Source organism: Sphingomonas sp. (assembly GCF_019746665.1).
Taxonomy (GTDB): Bacteria; Pseudomonadota; Alphaproteobacteria; order Sphingomonadales; family Sphingomonadaceae; genus Sphingomonas.
The window spans coordinates 12,293-33,021 of record NZ_JAIERS010000030.1 but is presented as its reverse complement, the minus strand read 5'-3'; the positions used below and the strand labels follow the sequence as shown (position 1 = coordinate 33,021).

At 68.3% G+C, this 20,729-nt stretch carries 12 protein-coding genes; 6 read left to right on the top strand and 6 right to left on the bottom strand.

All coding sequences use genetic code 11. From position 1 onward, the window contains the following. The first annotated feature begins 34 nt into the window (after nucleotides 1-34). A complete protein-coding gene (locus K2X73_RS15470) occupies nucleotides 35-334 on the top strand; it encodes a DUF1465 family protein (protein ID WP_365980785.1) in 300 nt (99 codons plus the stop codon). A gap of 60 nt (nucleotides 335-394) precedes the next feature. Here K2X73_RS15470 and K2X73_RS15465 read toward each other — a convergent pair whose 3' ends face one another. Then, the gene (locus K2X73_RS15465; RefSeq protein WP_294112281.1) at nucleotides 395-1,366 is read right to left on the bottom strand and encodes a nitronate monooxygenase family protein; all 972 of its coding nucleotides are present in this window, start codon (nucleotides 1,364-1,366) and stop codon (nucleotides 395-397) included. A 57-nt stretch (nucleotides 1,367-1,423) separates the two neighbouring features. Between K2X73_RS15465 and K2X73_RS15460 the strand changes: the two genes are divergently transcribed. From K2X73_RS15460 to K2X73_RS15440, 5 genes are all read left to right on the top strand, one after another. Then, nucleotides 1,424-4,102 carry a M1 family aminopeptidase gene (locus K2X73_RS15460; RefSeq protein ID WP_365980783.1) on the top strand — a complete coding sequence of 893 codons (2,679 nt, stop codon included), beginning with the start codon at nucleotides 1,424-1,426 and terminating at the stop codon, nucleotides 4,100-4,102. Nucleotides 4,103-4,402: 300 nt separating this feature from the next. Then, nucleotides 4,403-6,238 carry a BamA/TamA family outer membrane protein gene (locus tag K2X73_RS15455; RefSeq protein ID WP_294112279.1) on the top strand — a complete coding sequence of 612 codons (1,836 nt, stop codon included), beginning with the start codon at nucleotides 4,403-4,405 and terminating at the stop codon, nucleotides 6,236-6,238. Continuing rightward, the gene (locus K2X73_RS15450) at nucleotides 6,235-10,398 is read left to right on the top strand and encodes a translocation/assembly module TamB (RefSeq protein WP_294112277.1); all 4,164 of its coding nucleotides are present in this window, start codon (nucleotides 6,235-6,237) and stop codon (nucleotides 10,396-10,398) included. The genes K2X73_RS15455 and K2X73_RS15450 overlap by 4 nt, the downstream gene beginning before the upstream one ends. Nucleotides 10,399-10,479: 81 nt before the next feature. After that, nucleotides 10,480-12,885: a hypothetical protein gene (locus K2X73_RS15445; RefSeq protein WP_294112276.1), complete on the top strand. Its 2,406-nt coding sequence runs from the start codon at nucleotides 10,480-10,482 to the stop codon at nucleotides 12,883-12,885. Between the two features lie 180 nt (nucleotides 12,886-13,065). Then, nucleotides 13,066-14,838: an SLC13 family permease gene (locus K2X73_RS15440; RefSeq protein ID WP_294112274.1), complete on the top strand. Its 1,773-nt coding sequence runs from the start codon at nucleotides 13,066-13,068 to the stop codon at nucleotides 14,836-14,838. On the opposite strand, the gene K2X73_RS15435 is transcribed toward K2X73_RS15440, so the two are convergent. The 5 genes from K2X73_RS15435 to K2X73_RS15415 all read right to left on the bottom strand — a co-directional run bounded on the left by K2X73_RS15435 (nucleotide 14,757) and on the right by K2X73_RS15415 (nucleotide 20,577). Beyond that, entirely contained in the window at nucleotides 14,757-15,659 is a 903-nt protein-coding gene (locus K2X73_RS15435) for a hypothetical protein (RefSeq protein ID WP_294112272.1), read from the bottom strand. The two genes, K2X73_RS15440 and K2X73_RS15435, sit on opposite strands and share 82 nt — an antisense overlap. 77 nt (nucleotides 15,660-15,736) lie before the next feature. After that, on the bottom strand, nucleotides 15,737-17,161 hold the full coding sequence (locus tag K2X73_RS15430) for an aldehyde dehydrogenase family protein (RefSeq protein WP_294112270.1): 1,425 nt from the start codon (nucleotides 17,159-17,161) through the stop codon (nucleotides 15,737-15,739). A gap of 72 nt (nucleotides 17,162-17,233) precedes the next feature. Next, entirely contained in the window at nucleotides 17,234-18,661 is a 1,428-nt protein-coding gene (locus K2X73_RS15425) for a S41 family peptidase (protein WP_294112268.1), read from the bottom strand. Between the two features lie 90 nt (nucleotides 18,662-18,751). Then, nucleotides 18,752-20,257 (bottom strand): methyl-accepting chemotaxis protein, encoded by a 1,506-nt coding sequence (locus K2X73_RS15420; RefSeq protein ID WP_294112266.1) that lies wholly within the window; start codon nucleotides 20,255-20,257, stop codon nucleotides 18,752-18,754. Between the two features lie 11 nt (nucleotides 20,258-20,268). Continuing rightward, complete coding sequence (locus K2X73_RS15415; RefSeq protein ID WP_294112263.1) at nucleotides 20,269-20,577, bottom strand: hypothetical protein; 309 nt, start codon at nucleotides 20,575-20,577, stop codon at nucleotides 20,269-20,271. Between the last annotated feature and the right edge of the window lie 152 nt (nucleotides 20,578-20,729).

Here is a 20,729-nt window from a genome sequence, read left to right as displayed (position 1 = left end):
CGATTGCCTCGTCATCGGACCCGGCAACTGACAAATAGCGCGATCAGAACGCCGCCATTTAGCGCGAGCGTTTACAGCCTGGCTGCTCACCCAGCGCGCGGTGGCGGCGGGGGAGATGCGCGCGGCCGACGCCTGCGCGCCCTCGCGCCGGCTGGGCGAAGCGCCCTATTCCGACCCGAGCGCGCTCGCCGCGATGCCGCCGCGTGCCCGCGCGCTGATCGACGGCAGTATCGAGCTGTTCCGCCGCGCCGCGCGGCTCGACGCGACGCTCGACGCCAGCCCGCCGCCGAGCCCCGCGCGCGACATGATCGAGCGGTTGCGCGGGGCTTTCTAGCGGCTGATCCAGCTTACGGGGCCGTCGCGTCCCGGCGACGCTCAGCGTGCCGGGGAGCGCTCAAACCGTCGGCTGCGGCAGCGCGCGCACCCGCGCGAGCGCCGCGCCATACTCTTCCGCGATCTTGGCGATCAGCTCGCCCGCCGGTTGCACCTTGTCGATCGCGCCGATGCCCTGGCCCGATCCCCAGATGTCGCGCCACGCCTTGGCGCCGGCATTGCCGCCGAAGTTCATGGTCGACACATCGCCCTTGGGCAGATTGTCGGGATCGAGCCCGGCGCGCTCGATCGAGCCGCGCAGATAATTGCCCCACACGCCGGTGAACAGGTCCGAATAGACGATGTCGGACGCTTTGGAGGCGACGATTTCCTGCTTGTATGCCTCCGCCGCATTGGCCTCTTCGGTCGCGATGAAGGCCGAGCCGATATAGGCGAGATCGGCGCCCATCGCCTGCGCGGCGAGCACCGCGTCGCCGCTCGCCATCGAGCCCGATAGCGCGAGCGGGCCATCGAACCATTGGCGGATTTCCTGCACCAGCGCGAACGGGCTCAGCCGCCCGGCATGGCCACCGGCGCCGGCGGCGACCGCGATCAGGCCGTTCGCGCCCTTTTCGATCGCCTTGCGCGCGAAGCGATCGTCGATGATGTCGTGCAGCGTGATCCCGCCCCATGTCTGCACCGCCTGATTCACCTCCTCGCGCGCGCCGAGCGAGGTGATGACCACCGGCACCTGCCATTTGGCGCAGGTGTGCATGTCCGCCTCCAGCCGATCGTTCGAGCGGTGGACGATCTGGTTCACCGCATAGGGCGCCGCTGGACGATCGGGATTGTCGCGGTTCCAGGCGGCGAGTTCCTCGGTGATCTGGTGGAGCCATTCGTCGAGCAGCGCCTGCGGGCGGGCGTTGAGCGCGGGGAAGCTGCCCATGATCCCCGCCTTGCACTGGGCGATCACCAGCGCGGGGTTCGAGATGATGAACAGCGGCGACCCGATCACGGGCAGGCGCAGGCGATCCAGGGGGGCGATGAGGCTCATATTGCGTTGCATACCGCAACCCATTGGCTTGTCCAGAGTGCGAAACGAGTTGGTCGCATGACGTCGATCGTCCGCCAGCCGCGATTGCATTTGCGGATCAAGCCCCTAGGGTCCGCCGCCGATAAGGTTAAGCGGAGAGTGAAGATGACGGCGATGCGATTTGGCGTGGCGATGCTGTTGGCGGGCGTGGGGGCGCCGGCGTTGGCGGCGGGCCAGTTGCCCAAGACGGTGGTGCCCACCGCCTACACGATCCGCGTCGATCCGAATGCCCAGGCCAAGACCTTCACCGGCGAGGAAAGCATCGCCATCCAGGTCAAGGCGGCGACCAATGCGGTGACGCTGAACGCCGCCGAACTCGACATCAAGCGCGCGACGATCGACGGCAAGCCCGCCAAGCTCAGCTTCGACGCGAAGCAGCAGCGCGTCACGTTGACCGCGGCCGCGCCGCTGAAGCCTGGCGCGCACCGGCTCGATTTCGCCTGGTCGGGCAAGATCAACGATACCGCCGCCGGCTTTTTCGCGATCGACTACAAAAACCCCGACGGCAGCAACGCGCGGATGCTGGTGACCCAGTTCGAAGCACCCGACGCGCGCCGCTTCGCACCGATGTTTGACGAGCCGAGCTTCAAGGCCACCTACAAGCTCTCCGCCGTCGCGCCCCAGGGGCAGACCGCGTTCAGCAACATGCCGGCGACGGTGACCAAGCTCGCCGATGGCCGCCAGCTCTACAGCTTCGCGCAGACGCCGGTGATGTCGAGCTATCTGCTGTTCCTCGGCATGGGCGATGTCGAGCGCAAGACGGTGATGCAGGACGGCGTCGAGATCGGCATCATCACCCGGCGCGGCGTGGTCGATCAGGGCGATTATGCGCTGGCGCAGGCCAAGCGGCTGCTGAGCTATTATAACAATTATTTCGGCCAGAAATATCCGCTGCCCAAGCTCGACATGATCGCCGGCCCCGGCTCCAGCCAGTTCTTCGGGGCGATGGAGAATTGGGGCGCGATCTTCTACTTCGAACCACTCGTCCTGTTCGATCCGAAGCGCAATAACGAGAGCAACCGGCAGGAGATCTTCACCGTCGTCGCCCACGAAATGGCGCACCAGTGGTTCGGCGATCTGGTGACGATGAACTGGTGGGACGATCTGTGGCTGAACGAGGGCTTCGCCTCGTGGATGGAAAGCAAGTCCGCCGCCGATCTCAACCCCGAATGGAACGCGCCGGCGCAGGCGGTGATCGAGGCGCGCGAGGCGGCGATGGGGATCGACGCGACGGCGGCGACCCACCCGGTGATCCGCCATGTCGAAACGGTTGAGCAACTGAACGGCGCGTTCGACCAGATCACCTACCAAAAGGGCCAGGCGGTGATCGCCATGCTCGAATCGTCGCTCGGGCCGGACAAGTTCCGCGCCGGGATGCGCAATTACATGGCCAAATATAAATATGGGAACACGCAGACCGGTCAGCTCTGGGCGGAACTCGCCAAGACCACCGGGCGCCCGGTCGCCGAGATCGCGCGCGGCTTCACGCTCCAGCCGGGCGTGCCGCTGGTGCGGATCGCGGCGGGCGCGTGCCAGAACGGTCAGACTCCGGTCACGCTGACGCAGGGGCGCTACGGCGTCGATGCTTCATCGAAGGCGCCGCTCAGCTGGCAGGTGCCGCTGCGGGTCGGCATCGTCGGCGGGGCGGTGCGCGAGACGGTCGCGACCGGCGGAGCGCCCAATCAGCTGACGCTCGCCGGCTGCGGCGCCGTCGTCGGCAATGTCGGCAAGGGCAGCTACACCCGGGTGATGTACGACGATGCCGGCCACGCCGCGCTGGTGCGTGATTACGCGCGGCTGGAACTCACCGACAAGCTCGGCACGCTTGCCGATGATTTCGGGCTCGCCCTGTCGGGCGACCAGGATCTGTCGCGCTATTTCGATCTGCTCGGCCAGGTCCGCGCCGAGGCGAACCCGCTCGAATGGACCACGGTGAACGGCCAGTTGAGCGGGCTGATCGGCCTGTATCTAGGCACCGACCTCGAGCAACCTCTGCGCGCGCGCACCAGCGCGCTGTTCGGCCCGGTGCTTCAGCGGATCGGCTTCACCGCCCAAGCCGGCGAGGCGCCGCTGGTGACGACGCTGCGCGAGCAGCTTATCGGCCGCCTCGGCGCCAATGGCGACGCGAACACTGTCGCCGAGGCGCGGCGTTATGTAACCGCGCTGAAGAGCGATCCGACCGCCATCCCCCCGGCGATCCGCCAGGCGGTGCTCAACACCTATGCGATCAACGCGACGGCCGAGGAATGGGAGGGGCTGCGCGCGCTCGCCGCGCAAACCGCCGATCCGGTGGTGAAGGCCGGCTATCTGCGCCTGCTCGGCCTGTCGCGCGACAAGGCGATCGCCACCCGCGCGCTCGGCCTGTTGCAGGGCGATGAGCTGACCGCGCCGCGCAAGGCGCAGCTGCTTTCGGCGATCGCCGGGCGCTTCCCCGACATGGCGTTCGATTGGGCGACGGCGCATCTCGACGTGGTCAACGGCTTCGTCGAGGCGAGCGCGCGGTCGCAATATGTCGTGGCGCTCGCGGCCAGTTCGAGCGACCCGGCGATGCCCGCCAAGCTCCAGGCCTATGCCGACAAGAACCTGCCGGCCGATGCCCGTCAGGGCCTGCAACGCGTGCTGACCACCATCGCGGTGCGGCGGGCGAGCGCCGAGAAGCTGCGCCCGGCGGTGAGCGGCTGGCTCGCGGCGCGCTGAGCGACCGTTTGGGAATGCGCTTGTCGCGCATTTCCAAACCAACTCTCAGGCGCCCGCCGCGCCCGGCGCTCGCCGCGACGCAAGGAATTGCGCTCGTTGCGTCGCCGGGCCTGTCGCGCCGCCCCGCGCCGCGCTAGAGCAGGTGCGGTAATGGCGTGGTCAGGGGGGATGTGTTGGGCTTTGATGGCGGCGGCGCCGGGGATGGCGCTCGCCCAGCAAGCCCCCGCGCCAGAGCCGTCCCCGCGTCCGCCCGCCCAAACCGCGCCGCCTAGCCCAGCGCCAGGTCTCGATGCCGAGCCAATGCTCGATCCCAACGCACCGCTCGCGCCGCTGCCGGGGTTGGGGGTCGATTGGCCCGATCTCGCAGCGCCCGCGCCCGCCGCGCCGCAGGCAGCCGAGGCCAGCGCCGATGCGCTGTCGCGCTATGACTATCGCATCGAAGGGCTGGAAGGGATCGACGACACGCTGTTCCGCCAGCGCTTCAACGAATTGTCGGCGCTGAAGGCCCATGTCGGCGATCCGGCCAACGCCGCGCAGATCGATCGCCGCGCGCGCGAGGACATCGCGCTGCTACAGACGCTGCTGCGCGGCGCGGGCTATTATGACGCCCAGATCAGCTCAAGCGTCGCGCGCGAAGGCGATGTGCCGGTGGTGACGCTCACCGTCGAGCCCGGCCAGCTCTACCGGCTCGATCAGGTGGCGCTGCCGGGGCTGGCCGAGGCGGGGCCGAAGCGCGACGCGCTCGCCCAAGCCTATGGCATCAAGGAGGGCGATCCCGCCAACGCCGATGCGATCGCCGCCGCCGAGGCACGGTTGCGCACCGAAACCGGCGCGCAGGGCTTCCCCTTCGCCCAGGTGGAAAGCCCGAGCGTGGTGATCGACCATGCGACCGGGCGCGCGCAGCTCACCCAGCCGGTCGCGCCTGGCGCGGCGCTCGCTTTCGGTCAGGTAGTGCTCGCGCCGACCAAGCTGTTCAGCGCGCGCCATGTCCAGCAGATCGCGCGCTTCCGCGCCGGGCAGAGCTATAGCGCCGGTGCGCTCGACGATCTGCGCCGCGCGCTGATCCAGACGGGCATCGTCGCCTCCGCCGAGGTGAAGCCGGTGCCGGGGGCGGCGCCGGGCACGGTCGACGTCGCGGTCGCCGTCCGCCCCGCGCCACCGCGCACGATCGGTGGCGAGCTTGGCTATGGCACCGGCGAAGGCGTGCGCGCGGAAGTCGACTGGACCCACCGCAACCTGTTCCCGCCCGAAGGCGCGCTCACCTTGCGTGGCGTGGCGGGCACGCAGGAGCAATCGGGCGCGGTGATCTTCCGCCGCAACAATTTCGAAGGCCGCGACCGGGTGCTGACCGCCCAACTCGCCGCCGCCAATCTCAACCGTCCGGCGTTCCAGGCGACGACCTTCTCGCTGATCGGCACGCTGGAGCGGCAGACCAACATCTTTTTCCAAAAGGCCTGGGTGTGGTCAGTCGGCGCCGAACTCGCGGCATCCGATGAGCGCGACCAGATCATCGCGACCGGGCTGTCGCGTCGGCGCACCTTCTTCATCGCCGCGCTGCCGACCAGCCTGACCTTTGATGGCACCAACGATCTGCTCAACCCCAGCCGCGGCTTTCGCCTGGGGGGGCGGCTGAGCCCCGAATTGTCGCTGCAGGGCGATGTGTTCGGCTATGCGCGCATCCAGCTCGACGCGAGCGCCTATCGCGCGGTGAGCGAGCGGGTGGTGCTCGCCGGGCGGGTGCGCTTCGGCACGATCGCCGGCGCCCCGCGCGACGCGATCGCGCCCTCGCGGCGCTTCTATGCGGGCGGCGGCGCTTCGGTGCGCGGCTATGGCTTCCAGGCGATTGGCCCGCGCGACGTGAACAACGATCCGATCGGTGGGCGCAGCCTGACCGAATTTTCGATCGAGGCGCGGGTGAAGGCCTTCGGGCCGTTCGGGGTGGTGCCGTTCTTCGACGCGGGCAACATCTACACCTCGCCGCTGCCGCGCTTTACCGGGCTGCAATATGGCGCCGGGCTGGGGGTTCGTTATTACTCCAACTTCGGCCCGATCCGCATCGACATCGGCACCCCGATCAACCCGCAGCGCGGCGATACCCGGATCGCCGTTTATGTCGGGCTGGGGCAGGCATTTTGAGCGAGGCGGCGGCCAACACCACCCCGCCGCCGCGCCGCCGCTGGCGCTGGGGCCGGATGATCGCGGGGGTGATCGGCGTCGCGTTCGCGGCGCTGGCGGCACTCGCGCTGCTGCTTGATACCAGCATCGGCCACCGGCTGATCACCGAGCGGCTGGCGGCGTATCAGGGCGCGGACGGGATGCGCTATTCGATCGGGCGGATAACGGGCTCGATCTATGGCCGGGCGACGCTGATCGACGTCCGCATCCGCGATCCCAAGGGGCTGGTGCTGGTCGCACCCCGCGCCGACTTGAGCTGGCGCCCCTGGGCATGGCTGCGCAACGAACTCGCGATCGACGGGCTCGACGTGCCGCTGGCGCGGCTGTTCAAGCAGCCCGAGCCGCGCCCCACGCCGCGCAAGGGGCCGATCCTGCCCGGATTCGACATCACGATCGGGCGGCTGCGCATCGATCGGCTGCAGACCGCCGCGAAGCTCACCGGCACCCCGCGCGTCGGGCGACTGGTGGGGAGCGCCGAAGTGCGTGACCGCCGCGCGCTGGTGCGGGTGGACGCGCGTGTGGCGGGGAGCGACAGCCTGCGCCTGCTGCTCGACGCGGCCCCCGATCGCGATCGCTTCGATCTCGACGCGCGCGCCGATGGCGCCGCGGACGGGCTGCTCGCCAGGCTGATCGGCCAGCGCCAGCCGGTCGCGCTGCGCATCGCGGGTGATGGCCGCTGGGCGCGCTGGCGCGGGCAGGGCGTGGCGACGCTGGGCGGCACCCGCCGCGTCCAGCTCGCGCTGGCGAACGATGCCGGGCGCTATGCCCTCGACGGCTGGATCGACGTGCGCGGGCTGATCCGGGGGAACGGCGTCAAATATTTCCTGCCGCGCCTTGGGGTGAGCGGGCAGGCGACGCTCGACCACCGGCTGCTCGATGGGCGGCTGCGGCTGCGCTCGGCGGGGCTCGACACACGCGTGACGGGCGCCCTCGATCTCGCGCGGCGGCAGCTGCTCGACACCCGGATCGCCGCGCGGCTGACCCGGGTCGATGCGCTCAACCCGCGCTGGAGTGGCCAGCCGGTGGAGGTGCGCGCGATCCTCGATGGGCCGCTCGAACGCCCCGCCTTCGAGTATCGCTTCCTCGCCCCGCATATGAATTTTGGCGGGCATGAGGGGCTCGACGATATTCGGCTCGCCGGGCGCGGGCGGATCACCGGCAACGGCACGGTGATCCCGGTGAGCGGCACGGCGCGGCGCGTGAGCGGGGTCGATCCGCTGATCGAGAACATCCTGCTCGCGCCCCGGCTGGAGGGGGCGATGGTGATCGCCAATGGTTGGGCGACCGGGCGCGGGCTGAAGCTGCGCACCAAGCTGTTGAACGCCGCGATCGAGGCGCGCTTCGCGATCGGCCGGCCCGATTTCCTGGCGGTGATCGACGCCGCCGTCCCCCGGCTCGAGCTGCACGGGCTGGGGCTGGTGACGGGGGGCGGGCGGCTGACGGTGCGCCCGGCGCCGGGCGGGCAGGGCGAAGTGTTCGCCGGCACCGCCGAGGCGCGGGTGCTGCGGCTGGACAATGAACTGTTCCAGCATCTCGCCGCCGGCCTGCCCCGGCTCGCGACCCGCTTCATCCAGGCGCCCGACAAGATCCTGCGCTTCCAGGATTTGACCGTTACCGCGCCCGATATCCGCCTGACCGCCCAAGGCTATCGCCGGCCCGACAGCCCCGAGGTGCATTTCGAGGCGACCGGAACGCAGGCGCGCTATGGCCCGATCGCGGCGCTGGTGATCGACGGCCGGCTGGAGCGCCCGACGATCGACCTGCGCCTGCCACGTCCCGCCGATGCGCTGGGCCTGGCCGATGTGACCGCGCATCTCGACCCGACCGTGCCCGGCTATGACTGGCGCGCGCAAGGCGGCTCGACGCTCGGCGCGTTCACCGGCCAGGGCGCGCTGCTGATCGCCGAGGGGCAGCGCACGGTGGTGCGGATCGCCACGCTCGATGTCGCCGATATGCACGGGCGCGGCGATCTCACCTCGCAGCCCGATGGGTTCGAGGGGCGGCTGAGCGTGGACGGCGCGGCGAGCGGGCGGATCGATTTCGCGCCTGCCGAAGGCCATCAGCGCGTCGCGGCGCTACTCGCGGCGGACAATGCGCGCTTCGGCGACACCCGGTTGCGGCGCGGGCGGCTCGACGTGACCGCGTTGCTCGATCCCGAGGGCGCGACGATCGCCGCACGGGCGGAGGGGCAGGGGCTGCGCCAGGGGACACTCGCGCTCGGCCGCTTCTCGGCGAGCGCGACGCTGCGCAACGGCACCGGCACCGCGACCGTACGGCTGGCCGGGGCGCGCGGCGCCGCCTTCGACTTGACCGCCGATGCCGACATCGCCCCCGATCGCTACACGATCCGCGCGAACGGCCAGATCGAGCGGCGCCCGCTCAAGCTGGAGAACGCCGCGATCGTGACGCGCGAGGGCGAGGCGTGGCGGCTCGCCGAAACCCGGCTGAGCTTCGCCGGCGGCACCGGCAGCATCAGCGGCCGCTTCGCCGAGGAAAGCGCGGCGCTCGACGCCTCGCTCGACAATCTGCCGATGACGATCCTCGATCTCGCGGTGCCGGGGCTGGGGCTGTCGGGCAGCGCTTCGGGCAAGCTCAGCTACGCCCAGGCGCGCGGTGGGGCGCCGACGGGCCGCGTCGATCTGCGGGTGCGGGGGTTGAGCCGCGCCGGGCTGGTGCTGCGCTCGCAGCCGGTCGAGTTTGGGCTGGCGGGCATCCTGCAGACCGACCGCGCGGCGATGCGCGCGGTGATGGCATCGGGCGGCAAGACGATCGGCCGCGCCCAGGCGCTGCTGACGCCGCTCGCCGGCGAAGCCCTGGTCGACCGGCTCACCAACGCGCCGTTGTTCGCGCAGCTGCGCTATGATGGGCCGGCGGACACGCTCTGGCGGCTCACCGGCATCGAGCTGTTCGACCTGTCCGGCCCGGTCGCGATCGGCGCCGATCTCGGCGGGCGGGTGAACAACCCCAGCATCCGCGGGCTGCTGCGCGCGAAGGGCGCGCGGATCGAGAGCACGCGCACCGGCACCGTGCTCACCAACGTCACCGGCGACGGGCGCTTCAGCGGATCGCGCCTCACGATCGACAATTTCGCGGCGGACGCCGGGCGCGGCGGGCGCGTCACGGGATCGGGCGGCTTCGATTTCGCCGCGGTCAACGGCTTCGGCATGGACCTGAAGCTGCAGGCGAGCCGCGCGGTGATGATCAACCGCGACGATATCGGCGCGACGATCACCGGCCCCTTGAGCATCCGCTCGGACGGCGATGGCGGGCTGATCGCGGGCGATGTGCGGCTCGATGTCGCGCGCTATCGGCTGGGGCAGGCGGTGCAGGCGGCGGCGGTGCCCAAGCTCAACCTGCGCGAGATCAACCTGCCCGGCGGCGAGGTGGAGGCGGAGGCGCCGCAGGGCAGCTGGCGGCTCGACGTCCACGCCCGCACCGATGACGCGCTGTCGGTGACCGGGCTCGGCCTCACCTCCTTCTGGTCGGCGGACATGCAGCTGGGCGGGATCGCGGAGGCGCCGACGATCGGCGGCCGGGCGCAGATCATCCGCGGCACCTATGAATTTTCGGGCCGCCAGTTCGATATCCGCCGCGGGGTGATCCGCTTCCTCGGCAATTCGCCGCCGGACCCCGCGCTCGATATCGAGGCCGACGCGACCACCACCGGCCTGTCCGCCACGATCCGCGTCACCGGCCCCTCGACCAAGCCCGAAATCCTGTTCTCGAGCAACCCCGCGCTGCCGCAGGACGAGCTGCTGTCACGCCTGTTGTTCGGCACCTCGATCACCAGCCTGTCGGCGCCCGAGGCGTTGCAGCTGGCGGCGGCGGTATCGGCGCTGCAAAATGGCGGGACGGGGCTGAACCCGATCAACTCGCTGCGCCGGGTGGTGGGGCTCGACCGGCTGCGCATCCTGCCGCCCGACCAGCAGATCGGCCGCACGACCTCAGTCGCGGCGGGGAAATATATCACGCGGCGGCTCTATGCGGAGATCATCACCGACGGCCAGGGCTATTCGGCGACCCAGGTCGAGTTCCGGGTGACGCGGTGGCTGTCGATCCTGTCGACGATCTCGACGCTCGGGCGGCAGAGCATCAACGCGCGGGTGAGCAAGGATTATTAGGGGGGATGGTATCGCCAAAGACCGAAACAAATCTATACCTGTCTGCCATCTGATCGAGCGAAAAACGGAAAAACCTGGGTCATGAATCTCCTTCAGTCGCTCTCCACTGCCCGCACCGAAGAAGATGTCAAAGATGCCTATATTGCGGCGCTCGGCCTGAAGGGCGTGTTCAAGGGGCTGGTGGATATCCAGACACCGGAAATCTGGTTCGAGGCCAAGGAAGCTCCCACTCCGCCGCTACTGATGTTCGCGCAGTTGCTGGTCTACGTCCGCGCCGCGCGGAAACGCGGTGAGGCCATCCCCGGCTTCTTGTGCGTGATCGACCGTGAAAAAGCCGCCCTGATGGCGACCGAACACGCGCTGCCGATCCTCGACGATAAGTCCATCACGTGGCCCAAGTCCGGATCAGCCGCCGACAAGGCACTAGCCGCGCAGATTGCCCCTACCATCGAGACCCATTTCATCCTCTACCGGATCGACGGTTACGAAGCCGAATTTATCAAGGCCGCGAAGGACGCGGTGCGCGAAGGTCGGATCATCCGCACACCGATCACACGCAACAACCTGCGACAGGTGTTCGACAAATGGGTGGCGATGATCGGCGTCGAACTCGGCGTTAAGCGCGAGGCCGACTATGCCGTGCTGTTCTTTGCAGACATCATGCACGATGGCCGCAACGAAGCGATGCGCAACCTGCCCGCGCGCCTGCTGTTCAGCGGCGACAAGCCGGTGTTCATTCTGGGCGCCGAGCAATACGAACTCGCCAGCGAGCGTGGCTATCGCAACTTCTGGAACATCTACCACCGCCCGCCAGAGCCAGAGGCGGAGCGGCATTATCTGCTCGAACGGCGCGATAGCCTGCTCCCGCAAGACGAACAGAAATTCAAGGGCGCATTCTACACTCCGCTCCATATCGTGGACAAAGCCTACGACCAGCTCACCGCCACATTGGGCGCGGACTGGCAGCAGAAATACATCGTCTGGGATATGTGTGCGGGCGTCGGCAATCTGGAGGCCAAGCATAACAAACTGCGCAATGTCTTCATGTCCACCCTGGATCAGGAGGACGTAACGATTATGCGCAGTAACCCCGCCTTCGCCGGGGCGGAGATTTTCCAATATGATTACCTCAACGACGATGTAACCGATTTTGGCGAGATCGACTATAGCCTGTCGGGCAAGGTACCGTTGGCGCTACGACAAGCGATTGTCGATGCGCGCGAGGGCAGGAAAGGCGCAAAGCCGATCCTTGTGCTGATCAATCCGCCTTATGCGGAGGCCACAGGCGGGGGCCTCGCAGTCCCGATGGCAAAAAGCGAAAACAAGCTTGGCGTTGCAAATACGCGGTTTGCTCGTACGGCGATGAGCCAATATGGAAAGGCAACGAACGAGCTCTCTATGCAGTTCATTGCCCGAGTATATCAGGAGATGCCTACTGCTAAACTGGCGATCTTCAGCAAAGTAAAATACATCTCGACGCCTACGCTCAATGAATTTCGTCAGGTTTGGCGCGCGGAATATCTCGGCGGATTTGCCGTTCATAGTCGAACGTTCGATGCGCTAAAGGGTAACTTTCCTATCTCGTTTTTCGTGTGGGACACCAGCGCGAACTCGGTGATCGACAATGTGACTGCGGTTGCTTTGGACAAGGACGGTAATCAAATCGGCGAAAAGACGTATTTGAATTACGATGGCCTCAAACTCCTTACTGATTGGGTGTTTAGGCGACCCTCAAACAGGCAGGAAGTGATCCCGCTCAAAGGCGCAATCACTCCTGCCACTTCCAGCACCGACCTTCGGGGGACCAGATGGTCAGACGGTGCTATTGCTTGGCTCAACTGCGCTGGCAATGACTTCCAAAATACGGTGGCAAAGACTTTTTTGATGTCATCGGGATACAGCAGTGCTCGGGGTTTTTTCGTTACGCCGGATAATCTTTGGCAAGCTGCGACCGTTTTTACCGTAAGACTACTCATTAAGCCGACATGGCTCAACGACCGCGACCAGTTCCTCCAACCCTCGCAGCCGCTCTCAGACGAGTTCAAGTCCGATTGTCTCGTCTGGATGCTGTTCAATAACAGCAATCTCACTGCGGGCGCGGACGGGCTACGCTGGAACGGTCGCGACTGGAGCCTCACCAACCACTTCATCCCCTTCACCGAAGCCGAAGTCGGCGCGAAGGCGCGGTTCGAGAGCGACTTCATGGTCCGGTACATGGCGGGTATGACCTTCTCGCCCGAAGCCCGCAGCGTGCTTGACGAAGGCCGCAAGCTGTTCGCCCGCTTCCACGCCACCAGCTTTCCCAACAAGATTAGGCAGGAACTGAAGCTGAACCGCCCCGACGCCGGATGGTATCAGGTGCGTCGCGCGCTCGAAGCTTATGGTGACAGCGCGCTAACCGATCTCGATCCTTTCAAGGCCGCCTACGCGGCCCTCAGCAATAAGTTGCGCCCGCAGGTCTATGAGCTGGGCTTTCTGCCCGAATGAGGGATTTTCGGAGACGACGATACTTTCCGAATGGGGCTCGCTTGCGGAAAGGCAGCTCCTCATCGTTACTGTAACGGAATCCGCCTTTCCGCTGACGGCCCACCTCCCGCCGTTCCGCTCCCACCCCCCATCGCACCACCCCCCACGCAACCCCGCCGCGCCGCCGAGCGTTCCGCCTGCGTGACACTCCCCCAGATCGAATCGATCGCGCTGCTGGCCGGCATGATGGCGCTCTTCCTGTCGGGGCGGTTCCGCTATGATGTGGTCGCGATCATCGCGCTGCTCGCGGGGCTCGCGCTCGGCATCGTCTCGCCCAAGGCGGCGTTCAGCGGCTTTTCCGACGATATCGTGATCATCGTCGGCGCGGCGCTGGTGATCTCGGCGGCGGTGCAGCGATCGGGGCTGATCGAGGCGGCGCTCGCCCGGATCACGCCCTATGCCCGGCACACGCGGAGCCAGTTGCTGGTGCTCACCGCCGCGGTCGGCTTCGGCTCGGCGCTGGTCAAGAATATCGGCGCGCTGGCGATGCTGATGCCGGCCGCCTTCCAGCTCGCCAAGCGGTCCGGCACCAACCCTTCGGTGTTCCTGATGCCGATGGCGTTCGCCTCGCTGCTCGGCGGGCTGATGACGCTGGTCGGCACCTCGCCCAACATCATCGTCAGCCGGGTGCGGCAGGAGATGACGGGGGAGCCCTTCCACATGTTCGATTATCTGCCGGTCGGCGCGGGGCTGACGCTGCTGGGGCTGGCTTTCCTCACGCTCGGCTATCGCCTGCTGCCGTCCGACCGCCGCGCCGCGCCGACGATGGGCGACGCGCTCGACATCACCGGCTATGTGACCGAGGCCGAGCTGCGCGAGGGCTCGCCGGCGGTGGGGGAGACGGTGCGGGCGTTCCTCGATCGCCACGAGCGCGCGGTGACGATCGCGAGCCTGCTCCGCGTCGGGGTCCGCACCCCCGTCCAGGCCGAGACCGAGCTGCGCGCGGGCGACACGCTGATCCTGGGCGGCGCGCCCGATATGTTGGAGCGGGTGATCGCGACCGACAAGCTCGCGCTCGCCGGGCAGGACCGGCCGCTGCCCGAAGATGCCAAGGGCGACGACGTGGGGGTGATCGAGGCGGTGGTCACCACCGATTCGCCGCTGATCGGGCAGAGCGCGGGCCGGTTGCGGCTGCAGGCGCGCTATGGGGTGAATTTGATCGCGATTTCGCGTGCCGGAGAGCGGCTGGCGACGGCGCTGGGCGACACCGCGTTGCGCGGGGGCGACGTGGTGGTGCTCCAGGGGCCCCTCGGACTGCTCCCGGAGCGGCTGCGCGACCTCGGTTGCCTGCCGCTCGCCGAGCGCGTGCTGCGGCTGGGGAGCGCCCGCAACGGGCTGCTCCCGGTCGCCGCGCTCGCGCTGGCGATGGTCGCGACCGCGAGCGGGGCGGTGCCGGTCGCCGTGGCCTTTTTCGCCGCAGCGGGCGCGGTGCTGATCCTTGGCGCGCTGCCGGTTCGCGAGGCTTATCAAGCGGTTGAATGGCCGATCCTGGTGATGCTCGGCGCGCTGATCCCGGTGAGCGACACGCTGCGCACGACGGGCGCGTCGGGCATCATCGCCGATCAGCTCGCCCTGCTCGCCCGCGCGCTGCCGGTATGGGGCGCGGTCGGGCTGATCCTGGTCGCGGCGATGGCGGTGACGCCGTTCCTCAACAATGCCGCCACCGTGCTGGTGATGGCCCCGATCGCCGCGACCTTCGCGCATGAGCTCGGCTACCGCCCCGACGCCTTCCTGATGGCGACGGCGGTGGGGGCGGGGTGCGATTTCCTCACCCCGATCGGCCACCAGTGCAACACGCTGGTGATGGGGCCGGGGGGCTATCGGTTCGGCGATTATGCCCGGCTCGGCGCGCCGCTGTCGCTGCTGGTGGTGCTGGCGGGGGTGCCGCTAATCCTTTGGACCTGGCCGATATAAGCGATGACCGCGTCGGCGAGCTTGCCCGGCACATCGTCGCCGAGATCAGGGTAGAGATCGGGCTCGGTCGCCTCCAGCTCCATCAGCGCGAGGGTGCCGTCGGGCCGCCGAATCAGATCGACGCGCGCGTAAACTGGCGCTTCGGGCAGCGCGGCGAGCGCCTGGGTGGCGACGCTCAGCGCCTCGGCGGGCGGGTCGAAGCGCGACAGCTGGCCGCCAAATTGCGGCTGAATGCGGAAATCGCCGGCCTTGGCGACCTTGCGTACCGCATGGCTGAAGGTGCCGCCGATGAACAGCAGCGACAGCTCGCCCTCCTCGCCCACCGCCGGCAGGAAGGGCTGCAGGATCGCCTCGGCAAGCGGTGGCACGGACTCGCCCGGCTTGAGCCGCTGGGTCTGATGGCTGCCCGCGGAGATCTGCGGTTTCACCACCATCTCCTCGCAGCCGAACCGCGCGAACGCGGCAGCGACGCTCGCCGGCGTGGCCGCGCCGAACCAGCTCGGGACGATCGGCACGCCCTCGCGCTCGAGCTCGGCGAGGTAGGTCTTGCGCACGTTCCAGGCAATCAGCGCGGGCGGGTTGAGCAGCGGCCGTTCCGCCGGCCAGCGGTCGAGCACCGCCTGCCAGCGTTCGGGCGCGAGGTGATAACCCCAGGCGAACAGCGCGAGCGCGGCGTCCCCGATCCCCGGCGCTTCGTCCCAGGGCAGCGGACCGAGCGTGATGCCCCTCGCGGCGAAGGCGGCGACGTAGTCTTCGGCCTCCTCGGCGGCCATCGCGGCATAATCGTCGCCGCGCGCGGGTATCAACAGGTCAAGCCGCATCAATCGCTCCTTTTCGCCGTGCCGACCGTGCCAGACGTGCATCGTGGCGACGGCGAAAATCGGGCGAAACTAGGCCATCACCCCGGCAGCCCGGTGATCGTCTTCACTTCCATGAACTCGGCCAGCCCGAACTTGCCGAACTCGCGGCCATTGCCGGATTGCTTATAGCCGCCGAAAGGGGCCGCCGAGTCTGGGCTCCAGCCGTTGATGGTCACCAGACCAGCGCGCAGCCGCGGCGCGACTTCGGCGGCCTTGGCCGGATCGCCAGAGATCGCGGCGGAGAGGCCGAACACCGTGTCGTTCGCCAGCCGCACGCCTTGCTCGGCATCGTCATAATCGGTGATCGTCGCGACGGGGCCGAACACCTCCTCGCGCCAGATGCGCATCTCGGGGGTTACGTCGGCGAAGACGGTCGGGCGGACATAATAGCCCGAATTGCGGCCGTCCGGGCGGCCCGTTCCGCCCGTCACCAGCGTCGCGCCCTCGTCGATCGCCGACTGGATCAGGCCCTGGATCTTGTCGAACTGCGCGCGGTTGACGACCGGGCCGATATGCTGGCCCATCTCGGTCGGATCGCCGACGCTCGCGCCCTCGAACATCGCCTTGGCGACGGCGATGGCGGCCTCCTTCTGGGTTTTGTGGACCAGCAACCGGGTGGGGGCGATGCAACTCTGCCCGCTATTGGCGAGTACGCCAGTGAGCGTCGGCGGCAGCACCGCGCCCAGGTCCGCGCCTTCGAGTACGAGATTGGGCGCCTTGCCGCCCAGCTCCTGATGCACCCGCTTGACGGTGGTCGCCGCCGCCTGCGCGACTGCAATCCCGGCGCGGGTGGAGCCGGTGAAGCTCACCATGTCGACACCCGGATGCGCCGACAGCGCCGCGCCAACGTCCGGACCGTCGCCATTCACCACGTTGAACACGCCCGCCGGCACGCCGGCTGCGTCGAGGATTTCAGCAAGGATCGCGGCGCAGGCGGGCGCTTCCTCGCTCGGCTTCAGGATCATCGTGTTGCCGGCGGCGAGCGCGGGGGCGACCTTGGCGGTGATCTGGTTCAGCGGCCAGTTCCACGGCGTGATCATCGCGACGACGCCGATCGGCTCATGCACCACCTTGGCGCGGCCAACCGTTTGCTCGAAAGCGAAATTTTCCAGCGCTTTGGCGGTCGCCATGAAGTGGCCGAGGCCGCTTGGAACCTGGGCGGCGGTGGCGAAGCCGATCGGCGCGCCCATTTCCTCGCTCACCGCCTGGGCAAGATCGGGGATGCGCGCCTTATACGCTTCGATGATCCGCTGGAGCAGCGCCAGCCGATCGGCGACGCTGGTGCGCGAGAAGCTCTCGAACGCCTTGCGCGCCGCTGTCACCGCGCGGTCGACATCGGCGGCGGTGCCAAGCGTGATCACGGTGCACGGCGCTTCGGTCGCGGGGTTGATCACCTCGTGCCGCTTGCCGCCGTCGCTTGCCACCCAGGCGCCGTCGATGAAGTGATGGAGCAACTCGCGCATGACTCTCTCCCAAAGCTGTCGCGCCTGTGTGGCAATTGGGGCGCCGGCGGGCAAGCCGGGAACGGCGTTGAGTCAGGCGCGGGCGACCCAGGCGAGCGCCGCGTCGAACGCGGGATCGTGCCCGGCCGCGATGTCTCGCGCGGTGGGCGCGATGAACACATCTGGCGCGAGGCCGGCATCAGGGGTGCCTGGCGGCGCGAAATAGCCGACCAGCGGCAGATCGAACTCGATGCCGCTTTCGGGCAACCGCACGAAGAAGAACGCGCCGCCATTGATGCCGCGCTGGTTGCCGCCGGTCGTTTGCCCGAATAGGCGCACCTTGCCGCTCGCCCGCGCCATCATCGCGAACTGGAAGGTCGCCGAGCTGTTGGTGGGCGAGATCAGCGCGGCGACGGGCAGCTTAAGCCGTTTCGCGGCGGGCTGGATCGTGATGTCGCGATTGCCGCCGGGCCGGGCGACGAACCCGCCCGGCAGCGGCGCGCCGCCGACCCCCAACTGGCGGAAGCTGTCGTCCCAAGTGTCGAGATAGCGGTCAAGCGCTGGCGGCGTGCGGGTGAAGCGCAGCCGTTGCTCAATCGCGGGCGGCGCGAGCGGCCGGTCGATCAATCGCGCTAGGATCGGGTCGCCGCAATCGAGCCCGCCTTCATTGGCGCGCAGATCGATCACCAGCCCCCGCGCGCCGCCGAGCGAATCAAGCCGCGCTTCCAGCCAGCCGGCCCAATCCCATTTGCTGTTATAGAGCGCCCAGCCCGGCATGGTGAGCAGCGCGACATCGCCGCGCATCGCCCATTGCCAGCGTGCGCCTTCGGCATCGTCGGCGGGCTTCGTCATCATCGCCCGGCGCGCGGCGAGGTCGATACCGGGCAAAACGAGCGTCTTGGCGCCACCGTCGGGCAGCACCGCCTCGATCCGGTGTCCGCCCGGTGGCGGCGGCGCGAGCAGGCCCTGGAACACATCGAAAGTCTCGATCGTGTCCTCGCCCTGCACTTCCAGCAGCGCGCGGCGCTTCCCGTCATTATGACCGTCGGCGCGGGCATAGGGCATCAGCCGGGCGAGCAGCGCCGCGCTCGGCGTGCCGTTGATATTGGTGACGCTTGTGCCGGGCGGCAGGGTGCCACTTGGGTCCGCCGTTACAATCATCGCGCCGTCTATCCAGCGGAAATGGAAGGGTAGGCGCGTCGGGCGATCGAACAGCGCGCCCGCGATCGCGCGGCGCTGATTGAAGAAATTGCAATAGCTGTGCCCACAGCGCAGCGCGGCTAGGAAGCGCGATAAGGCGAGGTAGCGCGTCTCCAGCCCCGCACCCGGCCAGAGCGCGGCGAGCCGGTTCAGTCCGCTCTCGACCTGGCTGGGCGTCGCATAGCGGTAGAGCCCGGGATGCAGCGCCAGCGCGGCGCGCAGAATCGCCATGTCGTCGGCATAAGCATCATCGGCATAAGCGGTGCCGGCACCGATCAGGGGAAGGGCGGCAATCCCGCCGAGAAGCTGGCGCCGGTCCATGCCGCCTCAACAGGCGCCAGAACGAACCGCAAAGCAACTGAAAAAACGGCGCCCGGGCGGGCAGCTGCCCGGGCGCCAGGGGGGCCGGGTTCAGGCGGCGCGACGCATCGACGGCGGCGCGCTTCCTTGCGCTTCAAAGCGGAACTGGCGGGTGAGGTCGGTCAGCTTGGCGACATCGCCCGCCAGGCTGCGGGTCGCGGCGCTCGATTGCTCGACCATCGCGGCATTCGATTGGGTAACCTTGTCGATTTCGCGGATCGCACCGCTGACCGTCGCGACCGCCTGCGCTTGCGCCTCGCTCGAGCGCGCGATCTCGCTGATTAGCTGGCGCACCGAGCCGAACCGCTCGACGATCTGGCGCACGGTGGTGCCGGCCTGTTCGACCAGCTTGACGCCATTGTCGATCTGGCCGGCACTGGTCGCGATCAGCTGCTTAATCTCGTCGGCCGCTGATGCTGCTTTTTCAGCCAGGCTACGGACCTCGGTCGCGACCACCGCGAAGCCGCGCCCCGCCTCGCCCGAGCGCGCCGCCTCGACCCCGGCGTTTAGCGCGAGCAGCGTGGTCTGGAACGCGATGCCGTCGATCAGGCCGACGATCGCGGTGATCGATTGCGACGATTTGGCGATCTCGCGCATCGCCGCCTTGGCATTGGAGACGACCGCGTCGCTCGCCTCGGCCTCGGTCATAACCGCGCTGAACAGCCGATCGGACTCGCCGGTGCGCGCGACGACCGCCTGCACAGCCTGGTTCGATTCGGTCGCGGCCGCCGCCGTCTCTTCGAGTGTCGCGGCCTGGCGTTCGGTGCGGCGCGACAGATCGTCGGCGGCGCCGCCAATTTCGGCGATGCTCGTCTCGATCGAACCGATCGCCTCGATCAGCGCCTGCATCGTCGTTTGCAACTGGTCGGCGGTCGCGTTGAAGTCGGCGCGCAGCGGCTCGAAAGCGGGGTCGAACGGCGCGGTGATGCGGACGGTGAGGTTGCCAGCCGCCAGTTCGCGCAGGCCATCGCGCACGGCGGTAATCACCCCGGTGCGCGCGCTTGCCTCGGCTTCCATCGCGCCATGCGCCGCCGCGACATCGGCGAGCACCTGTTCCGAAGCGGTGAGTAAAGTGAGCAGCGCATTGGCGGTCCATGCGAGCGCCCCGGCTTCGATCAGCACGATCACCGCATGCAGAATGACGCGCGCCAGACTGGCGCTGCCGCCGAACACATAGGCAGGCGCCACGAAATCGAGCAGCAGGTGATGGACAGCCGTTACCAAAGTCGCCGCGACGATCGCGCGCCAATCGCACAGGATCACCAGCGTCGCGATCAGCGCGAAGAACACCATGTGCATGTCGGTTTGCCAGGGGTGCCCGGTGAGCACGAGCAGCAACGCCGCTGCGGTGAGCGGCACCGCGATGCCAAGCGCGATCCGTGCCTGGGCATCGGCGTTCCCGCGCAGGAGGTTCCACCCCGGAACGACCAGCGCGGCGACCGCGAGCATCGTCGCGCCGAGCGTTGTGGGGCTGCCGATGATCACGCCTGCGATCAGCGTCGCCCCGGCGCCGAGCGCCATCAGCGCCACAAGGGCGCGGGTGCCGGTCGTCCGCATCGCGCCAAGAGTTAGTTGCCTACCCGCCACCCCGTCGTCTCCTTCCCGCCACAGCTGGCGGCGCTGCCACGCACCACCAGCAAGCCATCCCCCAGCGCCGGCCAGAACAGCGCACCGTCTCCCTCGATCACCAGGCTGCCAGGCCAGGGACCGCGACCGCGCAGCGTGACGCCCGGCACCGCGAGCAGGCGATGCGCCGGGGTCGCGCCGAGCGGCACGATCAACAGCGTGCCGCGCGCTGGCGGCGCGAAGGTCGCGACAAGCAACGCCGCCACCGCGCCCGCTGCTTGCCCGATCAACATGCCGCCCTGAAGTGCCATGCGGGGGACTAGCCACGCGGGGCCTTTTTCAGTGGTTAACGCAAAATGGGCCGAGCCGGGCTTGATCGGAAAAGAACAAAGAAAAACAGGAAGCTAGAAATGGCCAGCCGTAAATATACGGGGCCAAAGCAAACGGCGCGGGAATAGCTTCC